Source organism: Streptomyces sp. PA03-6a (assembly GCF_033792765.1).
Taxonomy (GTDB): Bacteria; Actinomycetota; Actinomycetes; order Streptomycetales; family Streptomycetaceae; genus Actinacidiphila.
Genome location: NZ_JARAVK010000211.1, coordinates 1 through 15,915, shown reverse-complemented (window position 1 = coordinate 15,915; position 15,915 = coordinate 1). Strand labels below are relative to the sequence as shown.

The following is a 15,915-nucleotide window of genomic DNA, read 5'->3' as shown; positions in this document are numbered from 1 at the left end:
CAGGTCCCGCACCGGATCAGCGCCCGCGGCGCCCCGCCGATCCTCGTCGTCGGCACCACCCGCGACCCCGCCACCCCGTACCCCTGGGCCCAGTCCCTCGCCCGTCAACTCGACTCCGGCCACCTGCTCACCTACGACGGCGACGGCCACACCGCCTACCACCGCGGCAGCCCCTGCATCGACGACGCCGTCGACCTCTACCTGACCCACGGCGAACTCCCCGCCCCCGGCACCATCTGCGGCTGACCCGCGCCGCTGCGCGTCCAGGCCTTGGCCGTGGGCCCGCGCCGGGTCAGACTCGTGCCCGTGGAGGAAGCGATCCCGCTCGGCCGGGGCGATGTGCGCTGGGTGTTCCCGGATCCGGCAGACGCCGAGGCCGTGCAGGAGGCGCTGAGCACGGCCGATGCGCTCGTCTCCCGGCTGGCCGAGCACCTCGGCGTCCGGGCCGGTCACACCGGAAGTGGCCTGGAGTACCTCCGTGTTGAGGGCTTCGAGCTCGCGGGAGTCTTCGGCTCCGTGGAGCTCGGCGAGGTCTCCTTCCACGCGCGGCTGTACTTCCCGCGCCGATGTCTCTGGGATCTGCGCCGGGGTCCGCCGTGGGAGGTCGAGGCGGAGGTCAGGGTGGCGTGCGACCGCGAGGTGGATTGCGGCGGGCACACCGTCGCCGAGAGCGGGCGCTCCTGCGACACCCCCCTGGACGCGGCGCGCGGCCTGGTGCGGGCCACGGCGTGGCTGCATGCCCAGGGCGTCGGCGAGCCGCCGCACGCTTGGCGCTCCCGGGACCCCGGGTGCCCGCCGGGTCCGGTGGGGGTGGGCTGAGAGGACGGCCTCGGGGTGGCCGGCATGCGGCGGCCATCCCTATTAGTATTGAATGATACGATCGCGATCGTAACAATAGGTGGAGCTGACGCGATGGGTGTGGCCCGTTCCTTCCTTTCGTGCAGCACCGAGAGGACGGGAGCAGTCATGAAGATCGCAGTCGCCGGCGGTACCGGGGTGGCCGGACGTTTCGTGGTGGAGGCCGTAAGGGCCCGCGGACACGAGCCCGTGGTGCTGTCACGCGGACAGGGCGTCGACCTGGTCAGCGGGTCGGGGCTGGAAGCGGCGCTGACCGGGGCCGACGCGGTGATCGACGTCAGCAACGTGACCACGAACCGCAAGTCGGTGGCCGTCGGCTTCTTCGAGAAGGCGGGACGGAACCTCATCGGTGCGGCCGAACGCGCCGGGGTCCGGCACCTCGTGACGCCGTCGATCGTGGGGGTCGACCGGGTCGGGCACCCGTACTACACGGGCAAGCTGCGGCAGGAGGAGATCATCCGGGGCGGGCCGGTGCCATGGACCATCATGCGGGCGACGCAGTTCTACGAGTTCGTCGGTCAGGCGCTGAGCGGTGTCCCCGGACCGATCGCGCTGGTGCCGACGGCGCCGGTCCAACCCATCGCCGTACGGGAAGTGGCCGAGGCCCTCGTCGACCTCGCCCTCGAAGCGCCGAAGGGGATGGCCCCCGAGCTCGCGGGCCCGCAGGTCGAGTCCCTGGTCGACCTGGCCCGGCGCCTCATCGCCGCGGGCGGCGCCCGCCGCCGTCCGGTCGTGCCCCTGTACTTCCCCGGCGGGATGCGCAGCGGTGGCCTGCTGCCGACCGGCCCCGGCCCCCGCGGCACCCAGACGTTCACCGAGTGGCTCGAGGCGCAGAGCGCGGCGAAGCCCTCATGACCGACCCCGGCTTCGACCGGGACCGCGAGCGGTGGTCAGGCGGATAGTCACCTGAGACGAGTCAGGGCTCCCGGGAAATTTCCTGGGAGCCCTGATCTGCAACTACGAAGTCGGGGTGGCGGGATTTGAACCCACGGCCTCTTCGTCCCGAACGCGATTGCTGCGCCTTGCGGCCCCTGCGCCCAACCAACTGACTATCACCCGGGGCTGTGAGGCGTCCGTCACCGTCCAAGGCTGACCGTCGGAGGCCTACTCGTGTGGCTCCCCGTTTGGCCCCCCGATGCACTGCACGGCTGTTTTCGAGATCGCTTAGCCGTCGCTGTCGGCTCGTCGCAGGCCCGTGAGGCGTTGGTGGTTCGGCTGATCCGGAGAATTTCTCGTCCTATGCTGGGCTTCTTGTCCGTTGAAGGGTGGGGGTGTTGTCGTGTCGGTCGAGGGACTGATCGCGGTGGCGGCGGCCGGTGGCGGGGCGATTGTGCAGGCGGCGGGGACTGATGCGTGGGCTGGGATCCGCAGTGGTGTCGCGCGGATCCTTGGCCGCGGCGAGTCGGATCGGGAGCAGGCCGAGCTTGAGCGGCTCGATCAGACTCAGGCCGAGCTGGAGTCGGCTGGCAACGGCGCCGAGGCGGAGCGGGTGCAGACTGTCTTGGTGGCCCGCTGGCAGACCCGTCTGGAGATGCTCCTTGAGCAGCTCCGGGACGAGGAGCGGCATCAGGTAGTCGCTGAGCTGCAGGTTCTGGTTCAGCAGGCGCGCGCCCAGGCCCCGGTGCAGAGCACACGCAACGACTTCAGCAACGCTACGTTTACTGATAGTCAGGTTCTGGGCAGCGGAACGCAGAACAACACGATCAACCACCGGTAGCGGTACAGGCGGCGGTCATGGGGGCAAGGAACAATTCCGGTAAGCGCAAGGGCAAGGGGAAGAAGGACAAGCGCCCCGGGCGGGGGCAGCGAACCAGTAGCAGTTTCGCGGGGGCGTCGTTCGAGCGCAGTCAGGTGCTCGGTAGCGGGACGCAGACCACGAAGATCAACGTGCAGGCGTACGCAGCGGTGCCGACCGCATTGAACGCCCTGCCGGGGCTGCCGCACGAGTTCACCGGTCGCGAGGATGAGGTCGCCAAGATCCTCTCCCTGCTCGCCCCCGGGAGTGGCGCGGGTGCGGCAGTCGGGTCAATCGCGGGGCTGCCGGGCGTGGGCAAGACGACGCTCGCTCACGCCGTGGGACATGCCGCGATTGACAAGGGCTGGTTTTCGCGTGTGCAGGTGGTGAACTTGCGCGGCTACGACCCGACCCCCGTCCTACCGGAGGCCGCGCTGGAGGCGCTGCTGCGAGCCGTTGGTGTCGCGCCGGAACACATCCCGCCCACGTTGGAAGAGCGGGAGGGGCTCTATCGGTCCCAACTCGAGTCTCTGGCAGGTGAGGAGCAGCGGGTTCTGATCCTGGCGGACAACGCCTCCACCTCGGACCAGATCCGTCCGCTGCTGCCGGCCCGTCACCACGCAGTGTTGGTGACCTCCCGGCACACGCTGCCCGGGCTCGGCGCCCGCATGTTCAACCTCCACCCTCTCCAGCCGGATGCCGCCGTCGACCTCCTGCGCCAGCGGCTGGAGGTCGCCGACCCCGACGACCGACGGGTCGAGGACGAGCCCGCTGCCGCAGAGGAACTCGCCGCGCTCTGCGGCTACCTGCCCCTGGCGCTGCAGATTGCCGCCGCTCTCCTCGCTGACGACCCCGACCAGCCGCTGTCCGAGCGGGTGCGGATGCTCACCGACGCTGGCACCCTCCTTGGCGGCCTCGACGACGGAGAACGCAACCTGCGCGCCGTGTTCGACGAATGCCTCACCCGCCTCTCCCATCAGGAGGCCGACCTTTACCGCCTTCTCGGACTCCACCCCGGCCCGGACATCTCGACCCCCGCCGTCGCAGCCCTCACGGGCCAGCCCGCTGAGAAGATCACCCCGCTGCTGCGACAGCTCGTCCGAGCACGCCTGCTCATCCAGAACAGCCAGATGCGCGACCGCTGGTTCATGCACGACCTCCTGCGCGTCCACGCGCAGGAACTGGCCCGCACCGCCATGGACCGTGACCGAGTTCCCCGCCGGCGCTACGAACAGGCCCGCACCCGACTCACCGACCACTACGTTAGCCACGCTAGAGCAGCCGACACTTGCCTCCGGCCGCCCGGCGAAGCCGTGTTGGCGCTGTTCGCCGGACGGGAGCAGGCGCTGGCTTGGTTTGACGCCGAACGCGAGAACCTGCTTGCCACCACCCACACCTATGCCCGCACCAAGACAGCCGCGGAACTAGGATTCTTCCTCGGCCGCTACCTGGACTGGCGGCGGCGACTTCAGGATCTGGTGACCGTCCGCGCCCACGCACTCGAAGCCTGCCAGGTACTCGGTGACGCCCGGAACCTAGCCGGCGCCTGGAGCAACCTCGGCAGCGCTCTCAAAGAGCTCCGGCGCCACACCGAAGCGCTCGACGCCCACCGAACCGCCCTTGACCTCTACCAGCGGACCGGCGACACCCACGGCCAAGCCGGCGCTTGGAATGGCCTCGGCAACGCTCTCAAAGAGCTCCGGCGCTACACCGAAGCGCTCGACGCCCATCGAACCGCCCTTGACCTCTACCAGCGGACCGGCGACACCCACGGCCTAGCAGGCGCTTGGAATGGCATCGGCAGCTCCCTCATGGGACTCCGGCGCTACACCGAAGCGCTCGACGCCTACCGAACCGCCCTCGACCTCTTCCAGCAGACCGGCGACACCCACAGCCAAGCCATCGCCTGGAGTGGCCTCGGCGCCGCCCTTAAAGAGCTCCGGCGCTACACCGAAGCGCTCGACGCCCACCGAACCGGCCTGGACCTCTACCAGCAGATCGGCAACACCCACGGCCAAGCCATCGCCTGGAATAGCCTCGGCGCCGCCCTTAAAGAGCTCCGGGGCTACACCGAAGCGCTCGACGCCTACCGAACCGCCCTCGACCTCTACCAGCAGACCGGCGACACCGAGGGCCAAGCCAGCACTTGGAATGGCCTCGGCAACGCTCTCAAAGAGCTCCGGCGCTACACCGAAGCGCTCGACGCCCACCGAACCGGCCTGGACCTCTACCAGCAGATCGGCGACACGCACGGCCAAGCCATTGCCTGGAACAACATCGGCACCGCATATCGAAGCCTGGAACGATACGCAGAGGCGATCGCAGCTGGGGAGAATGCGGTTGCGATGCTGACTCAGGAAGAGGACTGGGCGCGTACCGGAGAAGCATGGGCCGAGTTCGCCACCACGCTGAATGCATCCGGTGCCGAGCTGTCCCGGGTTCGGGAGGCATGGGAACAATCCGCCACCGCCTACACGCGCGCTGGCGACGACGAAGCAGCAGCCACATCCCGCGCGAATGTCGAGAGCCCACCACGAGGCACCTGACCGTAGGCGCCATCGATGGCGTCCATCGTGCGGACACGGGCGGGACCTAGGTTTTTGATGGAGCGGGTGACCGGGAGCGAATCCGTGCTCTGAGCTTGGGAATCCTGAAAAACCGTCTGCGATACCCATCTGACCTGCCGGAACCCCGGTCTACTGGGCGATTTCCCTCGTGGTCTGCTGCCCCCTGTTGACCGTGGCTGTCCGCCCTACGTGGTGCAGTGGTGGTGCGCGGTGAGGCAGCTCCCGCAAGCGCCCTTGACCTCTTCATCCCGAACGCGATTCCAGACCCCGTAAGCCTTCGGTTGCCAGGTCGCGGGGCCTGGCTCGCAGCTCCGAATATCACCACCGAAGCCTAGCTGCAGAGGCAGTTGCTGCCACATGAGAGGTGTACGACCCGAACAAGATGCCCTTCAGGCACTCCCGGTCGTTCACCGCCTGCGGCACCGGCGACCGCCACGCCACTTCGGCAGCAGCGCCCGATCAACGCCCACAACTCACGACCCACGGTATGCCACTTGCCCCCACGAACGGCCGAATCGACATACCGGACACACCGACCAGGAACGATTGGACCCCACCCTCACGGTTTAAGCGACAAATGGAATAGGGTGCCGACCGGTGGTCGCGAAATGGTTACCGTCTTTCCATAACTGCTCTCCTTGCCCCCCCAGTTGGTGCAGAAGACGTAAATCTGTGCCCTCTCGCCGCGCTTGGGAACTCTATTTAGGGCCAGCGAGTAGATGCCAAAGAGGGCCCCTGGCTTGCCCGCTACGTAGTCGTCGGTGGCTTCGCCGTTGGCCGTTTGGATCAGAACCCGGTGGACGATGGTCCCCGGCTTGCAGATCTGCGCTTGGCCCACCACCCTAACCCTCGGGTTATTTGGCCCGGCAGATGCCTGAGTCGCAGGCATTATCGAGAGTGCCGCTGACAGTGGAAGCAGCGCTACGGCTGTCAGGGCGACTACTCGCTTGCACACATGCATGATTGCTCCCGGACTGTTCGGGATGCGAAAGCGTCGCACTGACTGACGGGTCGCGAACAGCCCCGTGATGCCTGTGACATTCCCTACGACGCTTTGAGTGAATTGGAGACCACTGCCGCTGACACCCAATGGCAGATACCTATCGGGTCAGGCCCGAGACCGCTCCGTCACTTCCCATCCTTCACCCTTTGCCCTGCTTGTCAAATGCCACACAGGAAAGCGGCCCTGGGCGTCCAGGCATGGGTAGATCACGCTGCACTCTCACCGGAGGAGCTGTCGGTGGTGCTGGCGGGATGACGCTGGCGGCGACAGCCGCCGTATGGACTACGACGACTGGGTTGAGCTCATCGACCTGCACTTCATGTACAGCACCTGACGGGACAGCACGCGGCCGTCGCTCAGACGCGACCGTAGCCCGTGCAGTGACCGCGTTGAGCACCAATCCAGCAGACCCTCAGTGACAACGGCGCTGTTCTGCGGCCCCGCCTCCAGTCGTCCGTCTTCGTCCAGTGCCGATCGTTGTTGGCCTAGCTGTGTGGCCACCCGCTTGGCTCCCTGGCTTCCTCCTGCTTGCGCTGGGCGACACCGTATGCGGACCACGGTCCTGATCGCGGCGTCGGCACGGGATGGATGGTGGGTCATCGACGCCACTTGGGATCGATCGCTGTCATACAGGCTGGTCATCGACCGATCGCGCGGTACCGTGATAGGTCGGTCATCGTGCGTAAGGAGGAGGGGGACGGTGCCGCAGCCCAACGATCGCAGTAAGGCCATCCGCCCGGCCGCATACACAGCACTGGTCGAGGCGCTGACCACGATCTACTGGAACAAAGACCCTTTCGAGCTGTACGTCCGGGCAATGTTGAAGGACCACGGCGAGCTCCTGGCGCAGCTGAGCTTCCAGTCGTCCACCAAGCGGGAAGTGTCCGGCCAACTGGTCACCCTGCTGCAAGCCAATGAAGCTCGGTACCTCGACCTGACGGTCGCGCTCATGCTCGACATCGCTGACATGGAGACCTTTCCTAACTTGACTTCCCAGCAGATGGGGAGGAGAAGGTAGCCAAAGCTACTGCGGCCGTCGCGGAGTTGAGGCGTTGGACTGCCAAGCAGCGCGAGGTAATCGCGGAGCATGAGGCACACGCGGTTGCCATTGCGGAGAGCGCCAAGCAGGCCCAGGACGGCCGAGCCCTTGCCCAGGCTCATGAGGAGCTGAAGCAACGGTTCATCGTGATGCACGCTGCTACCAACCCGCAGCAGCGTGGGAGGGACTTCGAGAGCTTCATCAACGAGCTGTTCGCCCTGTACGACCTGGAGCCGCGGGCGGCATACAGCTTGGAACACGAACAGATCGATGGGGCGTTCTCTTTCGATACTGACCACTACGTCCTTGAAGCCAAGTGGTGGAAAGAGGCCATCGGCCGTCGCGAGCTGGACGTCTTCAAGAGTAATATCGAGCGCAAGGGCAAGAACACCCTCGGCCTTTACATCAGCATGAGTAACTTCACTGCGGACGCCCTGGCGGTCTACAGCCTCAGCACGCCATTCATCACGATGGATGGGGGCGACTTCATGGCTGTGCTCGAACAACGCATCCGCCTGGACGAGTTGATGCGTCGCAAGAAACGGCATGCCAGCGAGACAGGGCACTGTCACCTACCCGTCTCCAAAATCTTCTCTGAGTCGGACTAAGCACCCTGCATCTTGCCGGGCCGGATGGTGGTAGGCGTAGACGGCAGCACTGCCTGTCATCCGCTTGTGCTGTCCGGTAGCCAGCTTGGGAATCGCGGTCCAGCGTCACGGGGCTCTAGGGGCTGGTTGCGCTCTTGAGCCCATGAGGTGACGTGTCTGGAGGCGCCCATGAGCGGCCGCTTCGGTCAAAACAGCGCACATGGACGGTAGTTGTGTAGTAGAAACTCACTATGAGTGCTGAAGACTCGATCGAAGAGCAACGTCGACAGTTGGAAAGCTGGCTCGGCTCTGAGAGCTACGACGCCTTGCGTTCTGTCGTCCCCAGCGTTATGCCCGCAAAGTCCCTAGCTCTCTACGCCCGGTGGTGGCAGTTGGAAGCGTGGCTGCGGGAACTCATTTATGTAGAGCTACGTGCTCTTTATGGAGCAAACTGGCTCGATAAATTGCGAGCCGCGTCAGGCCGGCAGACGCAAGACGCGGCATATAAACACATGTCAACTGCCGACAGCGAAAACCCCCTCGCCTATCTTGACTATAGTCAACTTTTGCAGGTAATCGAAAATCATTGGGGGCAGTTTGAGTATGCGCTCTTGGAAAGTGGCTCTTGGAATGGGCGCCAAGAGGAGTTGAAGAGGGTGCGTCATCGGATCGGCCATATCCGTAAGCCGCATAGGGATGACCTGGGTCGCATTGAGCAGACTCTTCGCGATCTAGAGCAGGGGGCTTTTATTGCTTGTGCTGCGTACAATAGGCGCACCCTGCCGAGTCCGAAAAAATTCAAGGATGCCATGACTGTCGGATGGATTTCTGGAGAGCATCCGACTGCGCAACGCCTCATTCGGCATGCGGATATGCAGTATGGGGTAGGTCTGGAAGTGAGGGTTAGCAGGCGTCCGTGGGCATCCTGGCCGGAAGAGCTAGGGAGCGCCGAGGGGCTGTTCTGGCATGCAGACTTCTACTTGCGAGATGGCGCGGTTGATGTTCGCTACCTGTGGAATGAGATTCGAGGAATCCGCCCTCTGATTGTTCAAATGCTCGTGAGCCATCCTAACCATGTGGAATTCACCTTCAGTGCCGTCGATGATCCTGTGGGTACAGCGGACGTTCTTGGAGCCTGTTTCGATGCTTTGCTCTATTCCCTTCGGTACGGTGGAAGAGCGCGGGGGGACATGGGCATGGACGACCAAGGCTTCGCAGAATGGAGGAGTCGAACGGACTCTATCGATTACCGAATCATGAGCAGTAGTGGATGGTCGATCGTAAGCGAGGAGACCATACCTATTAGCATGTTCGGTTCGGGCGGACAGGTGGAGCTTCTTCCGGAGTGGTAACCGGGCCCGTTAATGACGGGGAGTTTCCGCAGTCGTCAGACACGCGAACCCCAAGGCCCTTACACTGAGTGGTCGTCGGCCTGACATGATCAGATTCACGATTGGGTTGTGTCCAGTGCCGCGGCCATGACTGAAAGGTCGCCTTCGTACGTGAGGTGCGGTTCGTCGGGTCCTGGAACGATAAAGCGGGACCGATAGCGTCGGAGATCGCTCTCGGAGAAGTAGATCGCGTTGGGATCGTCCGCATGGAAATCGTTCCTTTTGCTGATCCTTGCCCACAGTTCGTCATGACTCGCAGCGAGATAAACGAGTACAGGGGTCGCGCCGGCGTCGGCGGCGACGGCGCGCCATCTGGCTCGGTCCTCTGGGGTCCAGAAGCCGTGATCAACGACGACATCGTGCCCCGCCTGCAGCTCGTTACGAAGGTCTACCGCCACGTCTTCAAGGACCGGCCGCTCTAGCGCGGGGAAGGTCCCCCGGGGGAAGTCCACTCCGTAGACCCCATGCCTGCGGTACATCTCCTCATCCGGGCACAGCCGTACGAATCCGCGAGCGGTGAGAGCACGGGAAAGGGTGGTCTTGCCAGAGCCGGGGAGTCCGGCCATCAAGACGCAGAACGGCGGGTGTGGGGACATCGCAAGCGTGTCTCCCCCGACCGTCACGGGGTGACCTCCGATTCTGTACGCCATGTCCGGCCGGGCCCGCCGAGGTCCACGCCGTACTCAACGATGTTGCCTTCACTGTCGACGAATTTCGCCGTCATCACGACCACCGGTTCCGTTGACGGATAGTCAGAGTCCAGCTCCAAGAGCTGTGCGTACTCCGGCGTCAGCCGACGGGCGGAGGCTGTGTCGATGCGATGGCTGATCGGGAAGCCAGTCGCCTCGGCGATGAGCTGGAGCGAGGTTCCGCCCGTCAGACGCTCACTTGCTGATAGCTGCGGGATCAGCTTTTCGTATCGAGCGGGAATCCACGACGTACTGTGCGCCACGATGCCGTGCCGGTCCCTGTACACCCGGCTTCGGCGCACAACGTCCGAGCCGGGCTCGATGTCCAGTGCTCGTGCCACTTCAGCAGGTGCGGGCACCATGGCCGCTTGATGAGAGTCAGACCTCTCGCCTGCCCCCCAGCTCGACCCCGTACGGCGTCCCCGGTCCTGCCGCTGGGACCCCGAAGACATCGGAGCCGGCCGGTCCAAGACTTCAGTGCCGATGCCGTGGATACCTCGGACAAGACCCTCGTTACGCAACTTGCGCAGGGCTTTCTCTGCCGTTGCGGTGCTCACCTTCCACTCCTCCGAGATGTTCTTGATGCTCGGCAAGAGCGTTCCTGGCTCTAGCTGACCAGACTCGATCAGCTCCGTGTAGTGAGCGGCAATCTTCGCGTACGGCGCCCGGTTGTCGGCCTGGCCTGCCATGTTGCCTCGCTCCTTGTCGTCACTTCCCTGGGGTTCCTTAGCTTACCGCTTGACACCGCAGGGAACCCTAGGGAACCTTAGGGATGTGCTCGCTGGTCGGTTCGACCGGTCGGTGGGTGCCGGACCTCGGTACGCCCTTGATTCAAGGGCCCATTCGAGGTCAAGGGGCCCGGGGCAGAGCGGGCCGAGGGCGGACCGGACCCTTGTCACTCCGGACGGCTTAGACCGAAAGGTCACGTCTCCATACGCCTGCAACGGGGTCATGTCGCGCTACCTGACACGGGCTCGGCACCCCCGAAGGAGACATGCACGTCGCCCCGGCATCCAGCCGTGAAGGGTGCGAGATCGAATCTCGCCCGGGGCACTCCCGGCCGCTCACAGCGGCCGTGCCGCGCACTGACGTGGCTGATCAACACGACGGCGCGCACCCCCGGAGCGGCAACTCCGGGGGCGCTGTTCGGGCCGTTCCTTCTACTAGGGAGAACACGACCCATGAAGCACATCGCTGCACGTCAGCCGGTTGTTACCGGCGCCCTGCCCGATGGTGAACCGTCGGACGCTGAGCTGTTCGCGATCGAGCATGAGATGCCCGTCGTCCTGGCGGAAGTCGAGCTGCTGGACGCACAGATCATGACGCTCGACCGCACGCCCACCGAGGTGGACTCCCGGCGGCTGCGCCGGGCCCGCCGGCGCGTGCTCGCCGCCCGGCGGGCGCTGGCCAACGGCCCTGCGGGCCGGACGGGCGGTGCCGCGTGAACCTCAAACGCAAGGGGCGGGCCGCCCTGGTGCTGGCCCTGGTCGGCGTCGTCGGCATGGCCTTCCGCGTCTCCTGGAACGCCCTGCGCGACGTCGCCGAGACCATCGGCGCGGACGCGACCGCGGCGACCCTGTATCCGTTCGTGGTCGACGGCCTGATGGCCCTGGCCCTGATCGCCACCCTCGTTCTGACCGATCGGGATCGCCGCTTCGCGCTGCGGGTCCTGGCGACCTACACGATCGCTTCGCTGCTGCTGAACTACGTGCACGGCCTGGTGCCGGAGCTCCACGGCGGGTCGGTCGACTGGGGCCGGTTGGCCAACTGGGACCCGGCGAACTGGGCCCTGGTACTGCTGGCCACCTCGCTGCCGGTCGGGTCGATCTACTTCGGCTCGGACCTGGTGGCCAAGGTGCTGCACCACCAGTCGGCTCTGCACGCGAATGCGGAGGAATCGTCCGAGACCAAGAGGAATCGGTCTACGGCTGACCTGGAAGAGTCGACCCTCACGACGCCCGTTCCGGCACCGGTCGCGATCGAGCTTCCCTCCCCGCCCCCGCCCGTCGCGGTGGAGCCGGTGGCGGCGATTGAGTCGGCACCGGTCGCGGTGGCGGCTGCGGAGTCGACCCGGCCCCGTGGGGCGACCGGTCGGGTCCCGCAGTCGGCTCGTACGCCCCGACCGGTGCGGACAGCAGATGAGCTGCTGATCGAGGCGCGCAAGGCGACGGCCGGCTGGCTGATCGAGGATCTGACGGCAGAGGGCATCCGCCGCGCGGTCCGTACATCCCCGGCAAAGGCGCGCGTGTTGCGCGAGACCCTGCGCTCCGAGCGCACCGACACTGACGCGGTCGCCTGATGTCGCCCGCGTTCGGGAAGTGCTACGACCCGGCCGGCGCCACGTGGGGGCTACCGACCTTCCCGTGGCGCCTCGCCCCCGACGGCTACGCCACCCGCCGGCAGTTACGGGCCCGTGGCCTGCGCCCTGGTGGTCAGCCGGTTGCGGCTCAGCTCATGCGACAGGCCCGCCGCCGGAAGACCGGGGTCCTGGTCGCCTACCTCTACCGCGTCGACCAGGCCAAGCCCGTAAGGCCGATGACCCCGGCCAGGCGGGCCGCGCTCGCCGCCGCGATGGCCGCGCGCCGTACCTGTCCTTCCTGCCGATCCGATGCGGGCTACGTCATCCCCGCCTCTCTCGGCATGTGTGTGCCCTGCGCCTACCCCGACACCGAAGTGGACGCCCCCGGGACGGGGCAGTCAGGAGACCTCGCAGCATGAGTGACAACGTCGTTCGACTGTTCAAAGACAACTCCACCGACGCCCCGCCCGCCGTCGACCCCAAGCCCATACCGGCCTCCGACAGCCCCCGCGTCGCGCGGCGTTGGGTCCGGTCCGGCCAAGCCATCAAGTCGGCTGCGACGCACGAGCGCACGAAGACCGTGGCGCGTGCGGTGATCCGGCACGGCATGTACGTGCTGGGCGGCACGCGGATCGTGGTCCGCCGCACGTGGGAGGGCCGCACGGCGGCCCGGTACGAGCGGATGCTGCGCGCTGCTGAGGCTGCGGGGCAGTTCGATGAGGCGATGCAGTGGGAGGAGCGCGGGCAGCGCTTCCGCGCCGCCCGGCACCGCCGGCGCATGGACCTGCTCTACTCGCCCATCGCCGCCGCCAAGGGCGCGCTGGTCGGAACCGGGGCCGGGATCGGTGGCCTGATCGCCCTCGGGATCGTGATGGCCATCGCGACCAAGGACGTCACCGACGTCGTGACCCCGATCATGGCCGTGATCAAGTTCATCAACTTGATGATCACGATCGTTCAGGTGGTGTGGGGCCCGCTGGTGCAGATCGGCCCGTTCCTCACCCTGCTGGCCTTGTGGGCTGTGGGCCGGCACCAGCAGGCGGCCCCGCAGTGGACGATGCCCGCCAACGTGCGGTCGGGTGAGGGGGAGCCGATCACCCCGTCCATCGTGGTCAAAGCCCTGCGCGACCTCGGGGTGCCCGCACTGCGGAACGCCATCAAGGAGATGGGCGACGCCGGCGCCTCCATGCTCGGCCCCATCCGGATCGCCGGCTGCGGCGTCGAGGTCGACGTCACCCTCCCCTCGGGGGTGTCCACGATCGAGGTGCAGAACCGGCGCCGCAAGCTCGCCGAGAACCTCACGAGGCACGAGCACGAGGTGTTCATCACCATCCCCACCGCCGCCCGCACCGTGCGGCTGTGGATCGCCGACTCCGGGGCGCTGGACGAGCCGATCGGCCCGTCCCCGCTCACCACCGACGAGACACTTCGAGCCGACTACGCCAAGGGCCGGGCCCCGTGGGGCCAGGACCTGCGCGGCGACGCCGCGGGCCTGAGCCTGTATCAGCGGCACCTGCTCATCACGGGCCTGTCCAACCAGGGCAAGACCGCGGCCCTGCGAGCGCTCGCCCTGTGGCTGGCACTCGATCGGTCAGTGGAGTTCCGGGTGGCGGACCTCAAGGGCGCCGGCGACTGGGCCATGTTCGACGGCCTTGCCACCGTGCTGATCCAGGGCCCGACCGATGACCACGTCATCCAGGCGACCGAGATGGTCGAGAGCGGCGTCGCCGAAATGGAGCGCCGCCTCACCGCCCCGCCCGGCAGCGTCTTCCCGCCCCTGATCGTCCTGGTCGACGAGGCGCAGGTCGCGTTCATGTGCCCGCTCAAGGACGAGGACAAGCGCCCCTACGGCGGCTCCAAAGCCACCAGCCGCTACTTCATGGCCGCACGGAAGATCCACAACCAGGGCCGTGCGGTGAACGTGCTGCTGTGGCAGGGCACGCAGGACCCCACCGACCAGAACCTCCCCAAGCTGGTCCGCGAGGGTGCCCACACCCGCGCGTCGCTCGCGCTGGGCACCGAGTCTCAGGCTCGCATGGCGCTGGGGGACAAGGCCGTCGACGGAGGCGCTGCCCCGAACCTGCTGCGCCCGGGGCTGGACAAGGGCACGGTCGTCGTCGCCTCCGACGGCATCGCCATCCCGGCGGGTCAGGCGTCCATCACGGTCCGCACGCACTACATCGACACCGACACCGCGGCTGAGATCGCCGACCGGGCCAAGGCCCTGCGGGACGGAGTGACCACGCTGCGGGTCATCGAGTCCGGCGAGGACCGCGACCCGCTCGCGGACATCGCCAGTGTGCTCGGGGACGCGCCGCGGGTGCTGACACAGGACGTCCTCAAGCGCCTGGCGGCACTGAACGCGGACGCCTACGGCGGCTGGTCGTTCATCGACCTCAAGCGCGTCCTGGACGGGACCGGGGCCGAGCCCTACAAGTCCGACGGCCGCATGGTCATCGGCCGCGACCGCCTCGCCCGCGCTCTCGCCAACCGCGACGCCGACGGTTCCGCTTCCGCCGGCGAGTAGAGGGAGCCACACCCGGCGCGGGTCAGGGAGGCAGGGAGAACTCCCTGAACCCCTCCCTGACCCGCCTCCCTGCCCCTGACCAGCCCAGATGATCCATCAGGGAGTCAGGGAAGACCGCAGGTCGGCAGCCCCAACACCCCCTCCAGCGGCACCCCGGCAGGGGGTGCCTCAGCCTCCCTGCGCCATGCCGAGAAGGGATTCCGCATGTTCCCCGAGAGCACTCCTCACGCGCCCGTCGAGCAGGCCGTCACCGTCCACCAGCCGGTACCCGTGCAGGCGTACGCGGCACCGCTCGTGCCCATGCAGCCGGACACCACCGTGACGAGCGTGGTCCTCCCGGACGGCCGCGTCGTCACCGGCTACACCCTCACCCCGCATGCCCCCGCTCCGATCCCGGAGCAGGGACGGCCGGTCGTCTCCCGGACCGCGGTGAACATCGCGTTGGGCGGGGTCGGCTTCGCCGCCGTGTGCGGCGGGCTGGTGCTACTGACGACGTTCATTGCCGCACTCGCGGCCCTGGTCCACCAGCTCATCATCCTGGCCGCGGTCATCTTCGGCGGATGGATCGCCGCCCAAGTCCTCCGCACCGGCGAGGCCGACCAGGGGACCTCGGTCAACATCCGCAAGGCCGTTTTCAAGCGCAACCACTTCCACGGCTGACTACGCCGGAGCGGGCCGCCCGATCTCGCCAAAGACACGCGGCCCGCTCCGTCTCAGTCCCCCATCAGAGAACTGGAGACATCCAGCATGACCCAACCTGTCCCCGCCGGGCGATCCCGCAGGCCGCGCCTGCTGGACGCGTTCTGCTGCCAGGGCGGCGCAAGCACGGGCTACCGCCTCGCCGGCTTCGACGTGACCGGCATCGACATCCACCCGCAGCCCCGCTACCCGTTCAACTTCGTCCAGGGCGACGCGGTCGCGTTCATCCGCGAGCACGGGGCGGAGTTCGACGTCATCCACGCCTCCCCGCCGTGCCAGCTCTACAGCCTCACCCACCGCATCCAGCGACGCGACCACCCCGACCTGATCGCCCCCACCCGCAAAGCCCTGGAAACGACCGGGCGCCCGTGGGTGATCGAGAACGTCGAGGACGCCCGCGGCGAGCTGCGCGACCCGGTCACCCTGTGCGGCGCGGCATTCGGCCTGCACACCTACCGGCACCGCCTGTTCGAGACCGGCGGAGGCCTCACCCTCACCCCGCCCCCGCACCCCGCCCACAC

The 15,915-nt window shown here is 66.9% G+C and carries 16 protein-coding genes; 14 read left to right on the top strand and 2 right to left on the bottom strand.

The window, feature by feature from the left end; translation table 11 throughout:
- The 8 genes from PV350_RS35300 to PV350_RS35265 all read left to right on the top strand — a co-directional run.
- On the top strand, positions 1 to 246 hold a 246-nt coding region (locus PV350_RS35300), incomplete at its 5' end, for an alpha/beta hydrolase (protein ID WP_500337601.1).
- Between the two features lie 60 nt (positions 247 to 306).
- Entirely contained in the window at positions 307 to 819 is a 513-nt protein-coding gene (locus tag PV350_RS35295) for a hypothetical protein (protein ID WP_500337600.1), read from the top strand.
- Positions 820 to 966: 147 nt separating this feature from the next.
- Positions 967 to 1,713, top strand: a complete 747-nt coding sequence (locus PV350_RS35290) for an SDR family oxidoreductase (protein ID WP_499513045.1) — start codon at positions 967 to 969, stop codon at positions 1,711 to 1,713.
- Between the two features lie 424 nt (positions 1,714 to 2,137).
- Positions 2,138 to 2,575, top strand: coding sequence for a hypothetical protein (locus tag PV350_RS35285; protein ID WP_500337599.1), 438 nt, complete (start codon positions 2,138 to 2,140; stop codon positions 2,573 to 2,575).
- A 17-nt stretch (positions 2,576 to 2,592) separates the two neighbouring features.
- Positions 2,593 to 5,139: a tetratricopeptide repeat protein gene (locus PV350_RS35280; RefSeq protein ID WP_500337598.1), complete on the top strand. Its 2,547-nt coding sequence runs from the start codon at positions 2,593 to 2,595 to the stop codon at positions 5,137 to 5,139.
- Between the two features lie 1,724 nt (positions 5,140 to 6,863).
- Positions 6,864 to 7,181 (top strand): hypothetical protein, encoded by a 318-nt coding sequence (locus tag PV350_RS35275; protein WP_500337597.1) that lies wholly within the window; start codon positions 6,864 to 6,866, stop codon positions 7,179 to 7,181.
- Between the two features lie 26 nt (positions 7,182 to 7,207).
- The gene (locus PV350_RS35270; protein ID WP_500337596.1) at positions 7,208 to 7,810 is read left to right on the top strand and encodes a restriction endonuclease; all 603 of its coding nucleotides are present in this window, start codon (positions 7,208 to 7,210) and stop codon (positions 7,808 to 7,810) included.
- Between the two features lie 230 nt (positions 7,811 to 8,040).
- Entirely contained in the window at positions 8,041 to 9,141 is a 1,101-nt protein-coding gene (locus PV350_RS35265) for a Swt1 family HEPN domain-containing protein (protein ID WP_500337595.1), read from the top strand.
- 95 nt (positions 9,142 to 9,236) lie between these two features.
- Here PV350_RS35265 and PV350_RS35260 read toward each other — a convergent pair whose 3' ends face one another.
- Both PV350_RS35260 and PV350_RS35255 read right to left on the bottom strand, forming a co-directional pair.
- Positions 9,237 to 9,746 carry a P-loop nucleotide/nucleoside kinase family protein gene (locus PV350_RS35260; protein WP_500337602.1) on the bottom strand — a complete coding sequence of 170 codons (510 nt, stop codon included), beginning with the start codon at positions 9,744 to 9,746 and terminating at the stop codon, positions 9,237 to 9,239.
- 53 nt (positions 9,747 to 9,799) lie between these two features.
- Positions 9,800 to 10,558 carry a GntR family transcriptional regulator gene (locus PV350_RS35255; protein ID WP_500337594.1) on the bottom strand — a complete coding sequence of 253 codons (759 nt, stop codon included), beginning with the start codon at positions 10,556 to 10,558 and terminating at the stop codon, positions 9,800 to 9,802.
- 492 nt (positions 10,559 to 11,050) lie between these two features.
- On the opposite strand from PV350_RS35255, the gene PV350_RS35250 reads away from it, so the two are divergent.
- The 6 genes from PV350_RS35250 to PV350_RS35225 form a co-directional block, all read left to right on the top strand.
- Positions 11,051 to 11,314, top strand: a complete 264-nt coding sequence (locus PV350_RS35250; protein WP_500337593.1) for a DUF6284 family protein — start codon at positions 11,051 to 11,053, stop codon at positions 11,312 to 11,314.
- Positions 11,311 to 12,168 (top strand): DUF2637 domain-containing protein, encoded by an 858-nt coding sequence (locus PV350_RS35245; RefSeq protein WP_500337592.1) that lies wholly within the window; start codon positions 11,311 to 11,313, stop codon positions 12,166 to 12,168. The genes PV350_RS35250 and PV350_RS35245 overlap by 4 nt, the downstream gene beginning before the upstream one ends.
- On the top strand, positions 12,168 to 12,587 hold the full coding sequence (locus PV350_RS35240; protein ID WP_500337591.1) for an RRQRL motif-containing zinc-binding protein: 420 nt from the start codon (positions 12,168 to 12,170) through the stop codon (positions 12,585 to 12,587). The genes PV350_RS35245 and PV350_RS35240 overlap by 1 nt, the downstream gene beginning before the upstream one ends.
- Positions 12,584 to 14,695 carry an ATP-binding protein gene (locus PV350_RS35235; protein WP_500337590.1) on the top strand — a complete coding sequence of 704 codons (2,112 nt, stop codon included), beginning with the start codon at positions 12,584 to 12,586 and terminating at the stop codon, positions 14,693 to 14,695. Before PV350_RS35240 ends, PV350_RS35235 begins: the two co-directional genes overlap by 4 nt.
- Positions 14,696 to 14,899: 204 nt before the next feature.
- Entirely contained in the window at positions 14,900 to 15,355 is a 456-nt protein-coding gene (locus tag PV350_RS35230) for a hypothetical protein (protein ID WP_500337589.1), read from the top strand.
- 87 nt (positions 15,356 to 15,442) lie between these two features.
- A partial coding sequence (locus PV350_RS35225; RefSeq protein WP_500337588.1) for a DNA cytosine methyltransferase occupies positions 15,443 to 15,915 on the top strand: 473 nt, incomplete at its 3' end.